At 52.8% G+C, this 14,723-nt stretch carries 14 protein-coding genes, 1 tRNA gene and 1 rRNA gene; 7 read left to right on the plus strand and 9 right to left on the minus strand.

Going from position 1 to position 14,723, the window contains the following annotated elements:
* Positions 1–61: 61 nt before the first annotated feature.
* The 5 genes from ppdK to WC562_06105 form a co-directional block, all read right to left on the minus strand.
* Positions 62–2,878, minus strand: a complete 2,817-nt coding sequence (gene ppdK, locus WC562_06085) for a pyruvate, phosphate dikinase (protein MFA5055727.1) — start codon at positions 2,876–2,878, stop codon at positions 62–64.
* A gap of 229 nt (positions 2,879–3,107) precedes the next feature.
* Positions 3,108–3,947 carry a 4-hydroxy-3-methylbut-2-enyl diphosphate reductase gene (ispH, locus tag WC562_06090; GenBank protein MFA5055728.1) on the minus strand — a complete coding sequence of 280 codons (840 nt, stop codon included), beginning with the start codon at positions 3,945–3,947 and terminating at the stop codon, positions 3,108–3,110.
* Positions 3,925–4,569 (minus strand): lysophospholipid acyltransferase family protein, encoded by a 645-nt coding sequence (locus WC562_06095; protein MFA5055729.1) that lies wholly within the window; start codon positions 4,567–4,569, stop codon positions 3,925–3,927. Before WC562_06095 ends, ispH begins: the two co-directional genes overlap by 23 nt.
* On the minus strand, positions 4,569–5,234 hold the full coding sequence (cmk, locus tag WC562_06100) for a (d)CMP kinase (GenBank protein MFA5055730.1): 666 nt from the start codon (positions 5,232–5,234) through the stop codon (positions 4,569–4,571). Before cmk ends, WC562_06095 begins: the two co-directional genes overlap by 1 nt.
* 42 nt (positions 5,235–5,276) lie before the next feature.
* Positions 5,277–7,892: a lamin tail domain-containing protein gene (locus WC562_06105; GenBank protein ID MFA5055731.1), complete on the minus strand. Its 2,616-nt coding sequence runs from the start codon at positions 7,890–7,892 to the stop codon at positions 5,277–5,279.
* Between the two features lie 176 nt (positions 7,893–8,068).
* On the opposite strand from WC562_06105, the gene WC562_06110 reads away from it, so the two are divergent.
* The 4 genes from WC562_06110 (at position 8,069) to WC562_06125 (ending at position 10,251) form a co-directional block, all read left to right on the plus strand.
* On the plus strand, positions 8,069–8,398 hold the full coding sequence (locus WC562_06110) for a hypothetical protein (protein MFA5055732.1): 330 nt from the start codon (positions 8,069–8,071) through the stop codon (positions 8,396–8,398).
* 178 nt (positions 8,399–8,576) lie between these two features.
* The gene (locus WC562_06115) at positions 8,577–9,062 is read left to right on the plus strand and encodes a CvpA family protein (protein ID MFA5055733.1); all 486 of its coding nucleotides are present in this window, start codon (positions 8,577–8,579) and stop codon (positions 9,060–9,062) included.
* 58 nt (positions 9,063–9,120) lie between these two features.
* Positions 9,121–9,480, plus strand: a complete 360-nt coding sequence (locus WC562_06120; protein MFA5055734.1) for an MTH938/NDUFAF3 family protein — start codon at positions 9,121–9,123, stop codon at positions 9,478–9,480.
* A gap of 9 nt (positions 9,481–9,489) precedes the next feature.
* The gene (locus tag WC562_06125; protein MFA5055735.1) at positions 9,490–10,251 is read left to right on the plus strand and encodes a class I SAM-dependent methyltransferase; all 762 of its coding nucleotides are present in this window, start codon (positions 9,490–9,492) and stop codon (positions 10,249–10,251) included.
* Here WC562_06125 and WC562_06130 read toward each other — a convergent pair.
* From WC562_06130 to WC562_06140, 3 genes are all read right to left on the minus strand, one after another.
* Entirely contained in the window at positions 10,248–10,523 is a 276-nt protein-coding gene (locus WC562_06130; GenBank protein MFA5055736.1) for a YfhL family 4Fe-4S dicluster ferredoxin, read from the minus strand. The genes WC562_06125 and WC562_06130 overlap by 4 nt on opposite strands.
* Positions 10,524–10,601: 78 nt before the next feature.
* Positions 10,602–11,084: a pantetheine-phosphate adenylyltransferase gene (coaD, locus tag WC562_06135; protein ID MFA5055737.1), complete on the minus strand. Its 483-nt coding sequence runs from the start codon at positions 11,082–11,084 to the stop codon at positions 10,602–10,604.
* 11 nt (positions 11,085–11,095) lie between these two features.
* Positions 11,096–11,635 (minus strand): RsmD family RNA methyltransferase, encoded by a 540-nt coding sequence (locus WC562_06140; GenBank protein ID MFA5055738.1) that lies wholly within the window; start codon positions 11,633–11,635, stop codon positions 11,096–11,098.
* Positions 11,636–11,852: 217 nt separating this feature from the next.
* Between WC562_06140 and WC562_06145 the strand changes: the two genes are divergently transcribed.
* The 3 genes from WC562_06145 to WC562_06155 all read left to right on the plus strand — a co-directional run bounded on the left by WC562_06145 (position 11,853) and on the right by WC562_06155 (position 14,097).
* Positions 11,853–13,328: ribosomal RNA gene (locus WC562_06145) — 16S ribosomal RNA — on the plus strand.
* Between the two features lie 260 nt (positions 13,329–13,588).
* A complete protein-coding gene (locus tag WC562_06150; protein ID MFA5055739.1) occupies positions 13,589–13,990 on the plus strand; it encodes a hypothetical protein in 402 nt (133 codons plus the stop codon).
* A 30-nt stretch (positions 13,991–14,020) separates the two neighbouring features.
* Positions 14,021–14,097, plus strand: a tRNA-Ile gene (locus tag WC562_06155).
* Positions 14,098–14,183: 86 nt separating this feature from the next.
* Here the strand turns inward: WC562_06155 and WC562_06160 are convergent.
* Complete coding sequence (locus WC562_06160) at positions 14,184–14,621, minus strand: DUF5661 family protein (protein MFA5055740.1); 438 nt, start codon at positions 14,619–14,621, stop codon at positions 14,184–14,186.
* Positions 14,622–14,723 lie beyond the last annotated feature (102 nt).

Raw genomic sequence — 14,723 nt, forward strand, 5'->3', positions numbered from 1 at the left:
AGACTGCCGAGTAATTATTATAGCATATATAAAGTCGTTTTTAAAACCTGAGATAAACGCCCTATTTTGACTGACCGCGACTATATCGCTTGGTCGCCTTCTTCCTGCCACGGCCCGCACCGGTTGGTGACGCCTTCTTTTTTACGACCGGCTTATCCTCAACCGCAGCCTGAGCCGCGGCAAGACGCGCTATCGGAACCCGGAACGGTGAGCAGGACACGTAGTCCATGCCGACGCGATGGCAGAACTTGATCGATTCCGCATCGCCGCCGTGCTCGCCGCAGATACCCACCTTGAGCTTGGGCCGCACCGAACGCCCGCGCTCGATAGCGACCTTTATCAGCTCGCCGACGCCTGTCTGGTCCACGGTCTGGAACGGATCGTCCTTCAGTATCTTCTTTCTCAAGTAATCCGGCAGGAACGAGCCGATGTCGTCGCGGCTGAAGCCGAACGTCATCTGCGTTAAATCGTTGGTGCCGAAGGAGAAGAACTCGGCCACCTCGGCGATCTGGTTGGCCGTAAGCGCCGCGCGCGGTATTTCGATCATGGTGCCGAACATGTAGGGAATTTTCTTCATCTTCATTTTCTTGCATACTTCTGCATGCACGCGATCGGCAATCGCCTTGTGATCGATTATCTCGGTATCGGCGCAGGTCACCGGAATCATTATCTCGGGATTGGCCTTCTTGCCGGCGGCGATGAGCTCGGCCGCAGCCTCAAATATGGCGCGTATCTGCATCTCGGTTATCTCCGGATACGTGATCCCCAAGCGCACGCCGCGGTGACCCAGCATGGGATTGTTCTCGCGCAGGTCCTCGGCGCGCTTGTGCACCTCGGCCATGTCGATCTTCAACTCGGCTGCCAATGCCTTCAGTTTATCCTGGCTGTGCGGCACGAACTCATGAAGCGGCGGGTCCAGCAGACGTATCGTGACCGGAAGCCCGTCCATCACCTCCAGTGTGGCCTTTACATCCTTCTTGACGAATGCGGCGAGTTGCTTCAGCGCTGCCTTTCGCTCTTCGACAGTTTTGCTCATTATCATCTTGCGCAGCAGGAACAGCGGCTTGTCGCTGCCCTCACCATAGAACATGTGCTCGGTGCGGAAAAGCCCGATGCCCTCGGCGCCGAACTCGCGCGCCTTCTTAGTGTCCTTTGGCGTATCGGCATTGGTGCGAACCTTGAGCACGCGGGCCTCGTCGACGAGCTTCATGAAATCCTTATAGGTCTTATTGCGTTCAAGGTCGGCATCGATGAGGGTCAGGCTGCCTTCATAAACCGCGCCCTTGGTCCCGTTGAGCGTGATCCAGTCCCCCTCGCGCACCGTCCTGCCGCTCTTGGTCTTGAACGACTTATTATTGTCGGCGATCTCGATGTCGGAACAGCCGACGATACAGCACTTGCCCCACCCGCGCGCAACGAGCGCGGCATGAGATGTCATGCCCCCCTTGCTGGTAAGTATGGCCTGCGCCTTGTGCATACCGTCGACATCCTCCGGCGAGGTCTCTTCACGCACCAGTACGACCTTCTCCCCCCTCTCCGAGTTAGCCACGGCGTCAGCGGAGGTGAATACGACTTTTCCCTTGGCCCCGCCCGGCCCCGCCGGGAGGCCGCTCGCTATAGCGGGAACGCCGGCCTCGGCCTTAGGATCGATCATGGGCAGGAGCAGCTCAACGAGTTGATTGGGCGCCACTCGCATGATAGCGGTATCGGCATCGATGAGGCCCTCTTTATACATATCAGCGGCCATGCGCACAGCCGCCACGCCGTTGCGCTTACCAACGCGGCACTGTAGCATATAAAGCTTCCCGTTCTCGATAGTAAATTCGATGTCCTGCATGTCCTTATAGTGCTTCTCCAGCCGCTGCTGGTATTCGTCCAGTTGCTTGTAAATCTTAGGCATCACCTTTTGCAGTGTGGGCAGATTTTTACTCTGCGCGTTCTTTGAGTACTCGTTGACCGGCCCGGGCGTGCGTATACCCGCAACAACATCCTCGCCCTGCGCGTTGATGAGGTATTCGCCGTAGAAATGGTTTTCGCCGTTTCCCGGGTTGCGCGTGAAAGCGACGCCTGTCGCCGAATCCTGGCCCATATTACCGAAAACCATCGATTGCACGTTGACCGCGGTTCCCCACTCGTCAGGTATCTTCTCAATGCGGCGATATTCGACAGCGCGCTTGCCGTTCCAGCTCATGAAAACAGCACCGATGCCACCCCAGAGCTGGGCCTGCGGATCTTCGGGGAAAGGCCTGCCGAGGATGGTTTTAACCGTCTTTTTAAATTCGACCACCAGAGCTTTGAGTTCGTCTGCGGTCAATTCCGTATCGCTCTTATAACCTTTACGCTTCTTCACTTCCTCCAGACGCTCGTCGAGCACCTTGCGTATGCCCTTGCCGCCCCTGGGCTCGATGCCCTCTGCCTTCTCCATGACAACATCGGCGTACATCATCACCAAGCGGCGGTAGGCATCATAGGCGAAGCGCGCGTCCTTTGTCTGAGCGATAAGGCCTTTGATCGTCGTATCGTTAAGCCCGACGTTTAGCACCGTATCCATCATGCCGGGCATGGACCTTCGCGCCCCGGAACGCACGGAAACGAGCAACGGATTTTTAGCGTCCCCGAACTTCTTGCCGCTCAATTTTTCGACCTGGGCTAAGGCCTTGCCGACCTCGGCCTTTAGCTCTTTGGGATAGCTCTTTTTATGATCGTAGTAATAAGTGCAGACTTCCGTTGTTATAGTGAACCCGGGCGGCACCGGCAGGCGTAGTGAAGGATGTCCCGCCATCTCGGCCAGGTTGGCCCCCTTGCCGCCGAGCAGATTCTTCATCGCTTCGTTCCCGTCCGCCTTTCCGCCACCGAATGAATAGACGTACTTTGACATTGCTACCTCCAGTTAATGAATGCGGCTGCGACAAACGCCGGTATGCTTGGGTTTGAGTATATATTTCAGTGTAGCTGATTTTTCAATAGGGGAATTCGATTTGATGCTTTTTATGTTACTGTTAAAACGGTTGATTGATACACAAGGATGAACGTCCATCAGACAAATTTTCCCTTGGTTTTTCTAGGCTCAGTAGTGAGTAATTATAACATATACTAGCTGACAAATGCTATCGCAGTCCATTAAGGACAGAGATGACCTCATCGATAACTTCATCAGGTGTCGAGGCCCCCGCAGTAATACCGACGAGGCCGACTTTGCCGCTGAACCAGGATGGGGCGATCTCCCGCGCCGTTTCGATATGGTGGGTCTTAACGACATCCGAGCACAGTTCGACAAGCCTCTTGGTGTTGGCGCTGCTGCGAGAGCCGACCACCAGCATCATGTCCGAGCGCCGTGCAAGCTCCAGCGCCGCCTCCTGATGTTTCCGTGTTGCATCACATATTGTATTAACCACACGCAACTCGGAGAGGTCCTCAAGATGTGTATGTATAAATGACGACACGAACTCTTCGAAAGCCGTGAACCTCTGCGTCGTCTGTGACAGGATGCCGACGCGGGGCGAGAGCTTCTTGAAAGCGGGAACCTTCTTCGTCGCCAGCCCCTTTTCACCGGCGTATCCCAGCAGGCCTTGAACCTCGCGGTGATTCCTATCGCCGAAAACTACTACGGAAAACCCCGAGGCGGCCAGCTTCTTAGCGGCAACCTGAGCCCGCCGCACAAACGGACACGTGGTATCGATTATCCTGATGCCGCGGGCCTCGGCTTCTGCGATAACCTGCGGGCCGACGCCGTGCGAGCTGATACAGAGGATGCCGCGCTTAAGTTGGTCGAGGCTGTCGGCCACGGTGACTCCGCGTTCGGCGAGTTTATCGACCACCTGCTGATTGTGCACCACCGGCCCCAGCGTCTGCAGCGGGCCGAGCTCACCGGCGGCCTTCTCTATCATGTTGATGGCGCGCCTGACACCGGTGCAGAAGCCTATCTCAGACGCCTTCTCTATCCGCATAATACCCCCGATAGCTTTCAGGCAATAGTTCGGCTATCTTCCTCATGATGATATCCGTAGCCGGAGCCAATTGCTCCTTGGTCAGCCTGCCGCCGGAATGCGGCAGCGTGAACGGCTTCCCGATATTAATGACCAGCTCCGGGCGATGAAATATATAGCTGATATTATTCATTTTGTCCGCACCTTTTATGCCTACGGGCAGGATCGGGCTCTTGCTGCGCAGCGCGATCAATGCGGCCCCGAAATATCCCTGCTGCAACTTTCCGGCGCTCCTCTTTGCTTCCGGAAATATACCAAGCGCCAGACCGTCGCGCAACGTCTGATCGGCCTGCCGCAGCGCCTCCCTGTCGATCTGTCCGCGCCGCACCGGAAATGAATGCCAGCCCTTGGCGAAAGGTCCCAATATGGGATGGCTGAACACCTCTTCCTTAGCCATAAATATGATAAGGCGCGGTATGCTCGTGGAAAGCACCGAGGGGTCGGTCATGCTGAGATGATTGGACACGACGATCAAAGGCCCGTTTATAGGAACGTTCTCCCTGCCCTCGACCCGATAACGGGTGGTCAGGTAGAGAAGGGGCCTCATTACAAAAGCGATACCCAGATCATGAAACCACGGCATTATTGACCCTCGATTATTTTTGAAATCTCTTTCAAGACACCATCGGCGTTTAGTTTATCGGTATCGATAACGACCGCGTCTGCCGCCTTCGCCAGCGGATTCACGGAGCGCTTGCTGTCGATGCCGTCCCTGCGAACGAGCCCGGCAAGTATATCTTCATATTCAACCTTTTCGCCATGTTCCACCATCTCCTTGTAGCGGCGTCTGGCCTGCTCCTCAACGGAAACATCGAGGTAAATCTTGAGGTCGGCGTCAAGCAGGACGTTGGTGCCGATATCCCGCCCCACCATCACCAACCCGCCCTCCCTTGCCATGAGGCGCTGCTCGCGCACCAGAACCTTGCGCACGCCGGCCACCTTGGCTACGGGAGAAACTCCGAAATCGACCTCCGGGCCGCGCAGTTCGCGGTCGATATACCGGCCGTTGACGATTATGCCGTCGTCCTTTCCCGCCGGTATCTCCATCTTCGTCCGCTCCGCCAGATCGCTCAGGGCGATTTCATCATCGATATCCACGCCGAGCCGTAAAGCCTCCCAGGTCAGCGCGCGATACATGGCGCCGGTGTCGATGAATCTGTAGCCGAGCTTCTGCGCCAGAAGCTTACCGACAGTAGTCTTCCCGCAGGCCGCCGGGCCGTCTATCGCTATAGTAGATGGTTTTTGCATGGGACTGGTTTGAATTATAGCCTAGACGGCGGCATGAGACAATTATCCGGCCTTGCGCCTGTATGCCACCCAGGCCAATGTTGATGCGAGGGATAGAAACAGAGTGATGAATAGGGCGCTGAGGGAAAAGCCGGGAAATTCATCCGAACTCCCATAAGGCGATGACGTATGTGCCTTGCCGCTTGCCGACAGAGACGCATCCGCCGACTGCTGTTTATGCTTCATATCCAAATCGCTCTCATCCGACACAGGCGCGACCGGCTCCGTGTCCGCGCAATCTACGCTGTTGGAGATAATCGCAAGACAGCGCCCGGGCGTGGGCGCATCATTGTCGATAAACTGCCCGCCGCAGGGAGACCTCTCCAGGGAATGACTCTCGACGACATCCGGCCAGGGCGGCGAGGTTATGCTGTCGTTATCGCCGTATGAAATTTCGTCGATTGTTGTCCCCGCGCTGTCTTTCAGGACGAGATGATCGCCCCCGTTCCCAAGCCCGTTGCCGATACGGCCGTCCGCGATAAATACGATTGCCCCATCATAATCCGGGAAGTTATCCGAGAAATTTCCCGAGGCGGCCACTACGACCAGTTCGCCCGCGGGAAGATTAAGCACCGGAATGTCGTCCGCGTCATGATTATCGCTTATCTTCCATCCGATCAGGTCGACAGCCTCAATACCCGGATTGTAGAGCTCGATCCACTCCCAGTCTGTATCAGATCCCGGCTGTATCGGATTGTTCTGAACTTCATTGATCAGAACGGCGCTTCGATTGGCAACGGTGCCGACCGAGGAATTCGTCGCGATTGGAGAAGCCTCGGGTATCGGGGCACAGTCGTTCAAGCCCGACCCCGGCGTAGGTTCCGAGTTATCGATGAAGCTGCCGCCCGATGGACAACGCTCCATGGAATGGCCTTCCCCAACCTTCGCATGCGGCGTCGACGTTATACTATCATCCTCGCCATAAGAGAGCGAATCGATCGCGTTATCATCGGAATCTCTCAGTATGAGCAAGTCGCCGCTGTTGCCCAGGCCGTTACCTATACGGCCGTCCTCGATGAAGACGATGGCGCCGGTGTAATTCGGGAAGTTCTCGTGAAAGGCAGACGACGCGGCGACGACCAGGTAACCGTGAGGCGAAATGTTCGCGAGAGGGATAGTGTCACTGCTGTAATTATCGCTCACCCTCCAGCCGCTCAGCGAAATCGCGAAGTCTCGCGTATTGTAAAGTTCAAACCATTCGTACCCCGATTCAGATCCCGATTGCGGCGGATTGTACTGCACCTCGTTGATAACGATATCGCTCCTGTCGGCGACTGTCCCCGGAACAGCAGGCGTAGGCGAGACCGAGGGCGTAGGCGAAGGAGAGGGCGTCGGCACGGGGGTCGGTGTGGGAGGCGGCAGACCTGTCCCCGGCGTGGGCTCCGAGTTATCGATGAAGCTGCCGCCCGCCGGTTGTCTCTCCATGGAATGTCCCTCAGTGACCTTGGCGTACGGCGGCGATGTTATGCTATCGTTATCGCCATATGAGAGATCGTCGATTACGTTCCCTTCACTATCCGTCAATATCAGGCAGTCTCCACTGTTGCTCAACCCATTGCTGCCAATTTTCCCATCCTCCATAAAAACGATTGCACTATCGTATTCGGGATGGTTTTCAAAGAAGCCTTCCGAAGCGGCTACTACTACAAAACCGTGAGCTGATATACTCATCGAAGGAATTGAATCATTCCCCCCGTTGTCCTCGATGACCCAGCCGACTATATCTATAGTCTCGTCACATGCATTGTATAACTCAAACCATTCCCATCTTGAATCAGTACCGGCCTGTGGCGGGTCGTATTGGACTTCATTGATTAACACATCGCCCCTTGACGCAACCGTGCCCGCGGGAGTTGGCGACGGACTCGGTGTAGTTGTGGGCGTGGGTGTGGGTGTGGGTGTGGGCGTGGGTGTAGGCGTAGGTGTAGTGGTAGGCGTTGGCGTGAGTGTAGGCGTTGGCGTGGGGATTGGCGTAGGGATAAGTGTGGACGTTGGCGTGGGCGTAGGAGTCGGAGTCACATCCGACCAACCGAACCCCGGAGTAGGATTCGAGTTGTCATCAAACGCACCGCCTGCCGGCTGGCGCTCCATAGAATGTCCTTCTGTAACCTTCTTCATCCACGACGCATTTATTGTAGTATCGCTCCCGTACGAAAGCGCATCAATAATATTTCCTCCATCGTCTGTCAAAATAAGACGGTCTCCTTCGTTGCCCAGCCCATTACTGCCGATTTTCCCATCCTGTATAAGAAATACCGTTGCATTATAAGTAGAGAGGTTTTCAAAGAAGCACTCGGAAGCAGCTACTACTGCAAACCCGTGCGCCGATATACCAATCGACGGAATTGTATCGTAGCCTCCATTGTCCCTGATTCCCCAGCCAACCAATTCGATATTCTCGTCACACATGTTATACAATTCGAACCATTCGTATGCGCTGTCTGTCCCCGATTGCGGCGGGTTATACATAATTTCATTAATGACTATACAACCGGTAGTCGGGGCTCCATTGTCATCCGCGCCCAGGGCAACTCCCGCTTTATCTGCATAATTGAGTACTGAAACCAATGCTGCCACAATTGACAGAACTGCCAAAAACAATAAGCCGCTAATACGCATATTTAATAACTCTTTATCACTATCTAAATTAACCCCTTTATGCTATCACATATATCAAATAAGTCAATACACTCCTGTTTCTTCGAGGCTACAGCCAAAATTGTCTAATTTTGCAGAAACCCCTTTTCAAAACATAATTAATGTAATACAATGTGATTTCTAGATTGGAGCGACAAATGATAGTGACGGAGGCGATTCACATGGAACTGTACGACATTGCAAGCGACATCAGCGTGGCAATCGTAGCTAAATGTGAAGTAAAAACTGAAGACGTCAAGAAGGTTTTTGGGATTGTATTGAAAGAGGTTATTGAATCCAGCGAGGATACCCTTCCCAACGCCAGGGATATCGCCAAGAGCATAACTATTTCTTACATCAAGAACAACCCCAGCAAGACTCTCAGCGTAACAGACGCCAGCAAGCTGTTCGGGAAAGTCCTTAAAGAAGTATACGCCACCTTCCCAGAAGGCAAGATGCTGGATGAGTACCTCGGCAGGAGGCGCTAATCCGACCGTCGTTAGAGTTATCGCACGATCTAACTTCACACAGATCGATTTGCTGTGCCGTCTATATTCGCCTGCCAGAATGTACTTCGATATATCATGTCGCTCATAATAATGCAACCGACCATACCATCATGACGGCGCAGGCACCCCGACGCCCTTATAATAGCGGGAGATACAAATGAACTGGTTCGACATCATCCTTATCGCGGTTTTAGTACTCTCCACCGTAATCGGCATATGGCGCGGCTTCATCAGCATGATAATGCCTCTCATCGGCATTATTGTCGGCATTATCCTGGCGGGGTTGTACGCGCCGACCGTCGGGGGGTGGCTGTCAATAGATAACGCAGATTATGCCAAATGGGCAGGATACGCGATAATCTTAGTCGGTACCCTGATTATATCCATTATCTTTGCTGTTATTCTAACCAAGTTTGTCCACCTGGCATTACTGGGATGGTTGAACAGGTTGCTAGGGGGAATATTTGGATTGGCATCGGGAGCACTGCTGTGCGCGGCGGTACTTGCCGCATGCGTAAAATACGGACTAGGCACCGATTTTATCCAGGGCTCCGGGATCGCGCAATTAATGCTCGACTGGATCCCGGGCATCCTTGTTCTATTGCCGGGTGATTTCGACTCAGTTAAGGACTTTTTCCAGTAAGTTAAAGCCTTCGATCAGATATCCGCAGGGCAAAGCTGGATGGAGAAACGAGACGATTATGCTCAAGTTCGACAAGTTCGGTTTCGGTTCAGCCGTAATTGACGGAACAAAACACATCCGTGACCTCGTCCTCCTCCCTGACGACACAATAAAACACAGGGACGGTGGCTTCTGGGTAGTCGGCTCTCATTGTATCAATAAAGATGAGATACAGCAGTTGTTCGACTCGGGCGCGAAGACGATCATTATCGGTATAGGCATATTATCTAGAGCCCGCCTTTCAGATGAAGCAAAGATATACGCAGAAAAGCAATCAGCCGAGTTGGTCATTCTGCCGTCTCGCGACGCAGTGCAAAAATGGAACCAACTGACCGACGAAGGGAAGAGAGCAGCAGCACTGATTCACATCACCTGCTGAGATATACAGATGCCTCAAGAACCAACCTGGCTGTATTTCCCCGAATGGCTCAAGAACGACTCCTGGCATTTCCCCTACGCTTACAGCACCTTCCGAAAGCATATCCCCAGGGATTCGACTGTTCTGGAAATCGGCTTCGGCAGCGGGCGCATCCTCACAAAGATCGCCGGAGAGCTGAATTGCAGATGCGTCGGCGTAGATATACCGGATCACGCCTTCCCCACCATCGCATTCTTCTGTAAGCAGGAGGGGGTATACGTAGACGCGATGAAGGGAGACGGTTTCGCGCTCCCGTTCAAGGACGGCTCTTTCGACGTCGTCTATTCGGAGGGGGTGATCGAGCATTTCCCGGTCGAACGCTCGCTGCAGATGCTTAAAGAACACGCAAGAGTATGCAAACCCGGCGGGATAGTTATAGTATCGGTTCCCAACAAATTCGCCTTGTTCCACTCGCTGACGAAGCGGCTGTTGGGCCCGCGTTTTCTCTTTTACCCGGAGGCAAGCTACTCTAACAATCATCTGTCGAGTTTGGTCAAGCAGGCAGGATTAAGGCCGATAGAGAAAGACGGATTTGCCTTCGGGTGTCAGTTCTACATGTTCCAAGCCTTCTTTATAGAAGAAACTTTCCCGAAAGCAACGAGGATTATAGGTAATACGGGATTGCGCATCTTAAAGAAGACGCACCTTTATCACTTTGATAACCCGCGCCTGAACGCCATAATCGGATTTCAGACAATGATTATAGGGCAAAAAACCCCGATATCTGACTAGAAAGTTCCGGCGACCGGCGTCTCCCCCGGATGGAGTTTACGCCACTTCTCAAGCAATGCAGCTTTATCCTCTTTGTGGGCAGGATCGAGTATAATGCAATCATCAAGCGGGCATATACCGACGCACCGCGGCTCAAGAGCCGCACCGACGCACTCCGTGCATTTATTCGGATCGATCACATAAATCGTATCGCCTTCGCTTATCGCGTCGTTTTTACATTCCGACTCGCAAGCTCCACAGCTTATACATGTCTCGACAATTTTATAGGCCACCTTTTACCTCCTTATAATGGATATGTCTTCGCAGACACTTGATATTTCCTACCGTCACGCCACTCACTCCGACAGGGACTACTTCTTAGAGAACTTCTCGTTCAGGGCATCCATGACATGCGGAGGAACCAGATCGTCTATATGCCCACCCAGCCTCGCCGCCTCCTTGAGCAGGCTCGAGCTGACAAACTCAAATTCCAGCTTCGTCATGAAACACACCACCTCGATGTCATATGCCAGCTTTTTGTTCATCAGGGCCATTTCAAACTCTTTCTCGAAATCGGAGCTCATACGCAGGCCGCGCACAATGACCTTGGCTTTCATCTTCCTGGCGAATTCCACCGTGAGTCCTTCGTAGCTGACCACCTTCGCGTTGGGTATATGTTTCAGGGCTTTCTTCATCAGCGCGACCCTTTCGTTGGTACTAAACAGCAACTGCTTTGGCGGAACCTCGTATACTCCAACAACAACCCCGTCGAAAAGCGCGGCCGCGCGCTCCGCGATATCAACATGCCCCATTGTAACCGGGTCAAAGCTTCCTGGATAAAGGGCTAGAACCAAATTACTACCTCCTATTGATAGATTGAAATACAGGTATCGCCGTGCTTGCGCTCTTTTATCAGATTGAAATCGCCATATTTCGATTCGAGAGGAAGATGATAGGAATGCTCTGCAACTATGGTGGAACCCCTGCCAACCAACGTAGAAACGGCCAGCTTCTCAACTAACTGAAGGAAAGCTTTATCACGGTAAGGCGGTCCCATCACTACGATACCATACTGCTTCTTGAGATAAGAGACCGCTTTCATCGCAGCCATACAATATACGCAGGCCCGATCCGAAAACCCGGTATTCGACAGGTTCTCATTTATCGCCGCACAGCATTTAGGATCCTGTTCTATGAAATCAACCCAGCCGGCGCCCCTGCTCAGCGCCTCGATACCAAGAGAACCGGTGCCAGCATATATATCAAGCACAAGCGACCAATCGGCATCCATGGATTCCAATATTGAAAACATCATGCTCCGCGTCAATTCCGACGTAGGACGCAAGCGGACACCCTTAGGCGCTCTTATCTGTTGCCCCTTAGCTGTACCGGTAATAATTCGCATCTCGATAATGGAGGTCTCTCTTTATTGCCGAATCGCGTTTTTCATTATATAACGGGATACAACGACTCCGTCAAGTCGCACATCAATACGACAATCGCACTTTCCAAACTCAGGCTTTCGAATATTGACAACCCTGAGTCAGCATGATAACATATGATTTCGTTGCACCTTAACAACTGGATAGCAGAAGGAAGGTTCTTTACAGATCAAATTGTCTTTTTTGGAGAGTTTGATCCTGGCTCAGGATGAACGCTGGCGGCGTGCCTAATGCATGCAAGCCGAACGGCCTGATTTATCAGGCAGTGGCAGACGGGTGAGTAACGCGTAAGAACTTACCCTAAAGTGGGGGACAACCTCGAGAAATCGGGGCTAATACCGCATACGCTCCGCAAGGAGGAAAGCTTCGGCGCTTTAGGATGGGCTTGCGCCCGATTAGCTAGTTGGTGAGGTAATGGCCCACCAAGGCTCAGATCGGTAGCTGGTCTGAGAGGATGATCAGCCACACTGGAATTGAGATACGGTCCAGACTCCTACGGGAGGCAGCAGCAGGGAATATTGCGCAATGGGTGAAAGCCTGACGCAGCAACGCCGCGTGGGGGATGACGGCTTTCGAGTTGTAAACCCCTTTTCTCGGGGAAGATAATGACGGTACCCGAGGAATAAGTCTCGGCTAACTACGTGCCAGCAGCCGCGGTAAGACGTAGGAGGCGAGCGTTATCCGGATTTACTGGGCGTAAAGGGCGTGTAGGCGGTTCTTCAAGTCTTTGGTGAAATCTCCCGGCTTAACTGGGAGGGTGCCAGAGATACTAGGGAACTTGAGGGCAACATAGGAGAGCGGAATTCCCGGTGTAGTGGTGATATGCGTAGATATCGGGAGGAACACCAGTGGCGAAAGCGGCTCTCTGGGCTGCACCTGACGCTGAGGCGCGAAAGCGTGGGGAGCAAACAGGATTAGATACCCTGGTAGTCCACGCTGCAAACGATGGATACTAGGTATGGGGGGTATCGACCCCCTCCGTGCCGAAGCTAACGCTTTAAGTATCCCGCCTGGGGACTACGGCCGCAAGGCTAAAACTCAAAGGAATTGACGGGGGCCCGCACAAGCAGCGGAGCGTGTGGTTTAATTCGATGCTAAGCGAAGAACCTTACCAAGCCTTGACATATACAGGAAGGATGGGGAAGCCCATCCGCCTTTCGGGGCCTGTAAACAGATGCTGCATGGCTGTCGTCAGCTCGTGCCGTGAGGTGTTGGGTTAAGTCCCGCAACGAGCGCAACCCTCGTTGCCAGTTGAATTCTCTGGCGAGACTGCCCCGCAAAACGGGGAGGAAGGTGGGGATGACGTCAAGTCAGCACGGCTCTTACGGCTTGGGCTACACACACGCTACAATGGAGGGTACAGAGGGATGCCAAGGGGCGACCCGGAGCTAATCCCAAAAAACCATCCTCAGTTCAGATTGCAGGCTGCAACCCGCCTGCATGAAGCCGGAGTTGCTAGTAAACGCAGATCAGCAAGCTGCGTTGAATACGTTCTCGGGCCTTGTACACACCGCCCGTCACGTCATGGAAGCTGGCAACACCTGAAGTCGATGGGCTAACCCGCAAGGGAAGTAGTCGCCTAGGGTGGGGCTGGTGACTGGGACGAAGTCGTAACAAGGTAGCTGTAGCGGAAGCTGCGGCTGGATCACCTCCTTTCTAGGGAGATAAACAAGCCTTCGGGCTTAATCTCCTAGGTCGGTCGATGCGGCCGGTCTTACAAAAAACTGCCGCGTCGGTGTTATTGTGTTTTAAACTCTTCCTTCTGCTACCCAGGTGTTAAGGTGCTTCTTTATTTATTAACATGACCGCGCGTATTGATTTAACCAGTTCTCCTTGATAGAATAAGCAAAGCTCAGGTTCAGACAGAGCTATTCTTTGTAACTGGAACCTGGGTAAGAATTCTAAGGAGGGAACAGATGGCTGGTGTAAAAATGGTTTATTTCGTCTGTGCCTGGATCGTAGCTGGATTAGCCCTTTTAGCAACAATCTTGGTCGGGGTTGCAGCAGGTGGAACGTTCGGCTTTGGCGGCTCCCTGGAATGCATATTCCTAGGCGCTACCGGATGCATAACACTGCTATATCTGTCGGGATTTCTCACTAACCAGATAGCTCTATTAATCAGCGCCATAGCAGTTGGATGTGTAGCTCTCCTTTCGCTGGTACTGCAAATAATCGGCAGCAGGGCATGTTTAGCCGGATGGGGTTGCGTGTGGGGTGATGGCACGGCGATTGCCGGCAACGTGTTTACCGTTCTGTTCCTTGGGGTATTCTGCACAGTTCTATTACTTCACCTGTCAGGAAAACTCGGGGGCGATTAATCAAGTTAGTATCCATCTAGAACTAAATCCGGGCCATTAGCTCAGTTGGTTAGAGCGCAGTCCTGATAAGACTGAGGTCCTTGGTTCGAGACCAAGATGGCCCACCAATATCGAGATTTTAAAGAGGATGACCTTTTGAAAGGTCATCCTCTTGCTGTTTTACAACTTCTTTTCAAACTGTCGAGGCCGAGGTCTACTTTAATTGTGCAGCAACTACCTTATTAAGGGCACCCTGGGCTTTGATGAGTTTCTTATACTTCGCTTCGATCTTATCGAGCTTCTTAGACAGAACAGCCTTGAGCAAATCCCCCTCTATCTCGGCGACATCGAGCCTCTGATAATAATCGAGCGTTTCCTTCATATGAGCCAGCACGATCATGCCCGTGAGTATTGGATGGTTGTTTGTCACGTTGGCATCATCAAACATAGTGCCGTGCTCCAACTCGACTTCGAGTCCTATACGGAAGTCTTCCAGAGCGATCTTCATTTTTTTCACATTCACGACCTTTAGGATGACCTGCGCTTCTTTGGCTGTTACCTTTGGGTCTTTAATTTTCGTCCAATCCCTTAAACCCAGTTCCTTGCAAACCCTCTTCACCTCGGCGACCGTTACATACTGCGGAACCTTCATTGCTGCCCCCTTTCCTTAAATCACTTTCCGAACGTTAATGACGATACATTACCATATACTATCCAACAGCTATAATAGATTGATTTAGCTGCCCCAAGTAAT

The organism is Dehalococcoidia bacterium, assembly GCA_041649635.1.
Taxonomy (GTDB): Bacteria; Chloroflexota; Dehalococcoidia; order E44-bin15; family E44-bin15; genus JAYEHL01.

What these genes read in the sequence shown, in the direction of transcription:
- ppdK (MFA5055727.1), bottom strand. Translation starts at nt 2,878, where the DNA reads ATGTCAAAGTACGTCTATTCATTCGGTGGCGGAAAGGCGGACGGGAAC.
- cmk (MFA5055730.1), bottom strand. Translation starts at nt 5,234, where the DNA reads ATGCAAAAACCATCTACTATAGCGATAGACGGCCCGGCGGCCTGCGGG.
- WC562_06095 (MFA5055729.1), bottom strand. Translation starts at nt 4,569, where the DNA reads ATGCCGTGGTTTCATGATCTGGGTATCGCTTTTGTAATGAGGCCCCTT.
- WC562_06115 (MFA5055733.1), top strand. Translation starts at nt 8,577, where the DNA reads ATGAACTGGTTCGACATCATCCTTATCGCGGTTTTAGTACTCTCCACC.
- WC562_06140 (MFA5055738.1), bottom strand. Translation starts at nt 11,635, where the DNA reads ATGCGAATTATTACCGGTACAGCTAAGGGGCAACAGATAAGAGCGCCT.
- WC562_06125 (MFA5055735.1), top strand. Translation starts at nt 9,490, where the DNA reads ATGCCTCAAGAACCAACCTGGCTGTATTTCCCCGAATGGCTCAAGAAC.
- WC562_06110 (MFA5055732.1), top strand. Translation starts at nt 8,069, where the DNA reads ATGATAGTGACGGAGGCGATTCACATGGAACTGTACGACATTGCAAGC.
- WC562_06150 (MFA5055739.1), top strand. Translation starts at nt 13,589, where the DNA reads ATGGCTGGTGTAAAAATGGTTTATTTCGTCTGTGCCTGGATCGTAGCT.
- ispH (MFA5055728.1), bottom strand. Translation starts at nt 3,947, where the DNA reads ATGCGGATAGAGAAGGCGTCTGAGATAGGCTTCTGCACCGGTGTCAGG.
- WC562_06120 (MFA5055734.1), top strand. Translation starts at nt 9,121, where the DNA reads ATGCTCAAGTTCGACAAGTTCGGTTTCGGTTCAGCCGTAATTGACGGA.
- WC562_06160 (MFA5055740.1), bottom strand. Translation starts at nt 14,621, where the DNA reads ATGAAGGTTCCGCAGTATGTAACGGTCGCCGAGGTGAAGAGGGTTTGC.
- WC562_06105 (MFA5055731.1), bottom strand. Translation starts at nt 7,892, where the DNA reads ATGCGTATTAGCGGCTTATTGTTTTTGGCAGTTCTGTCAATTGTGGCA.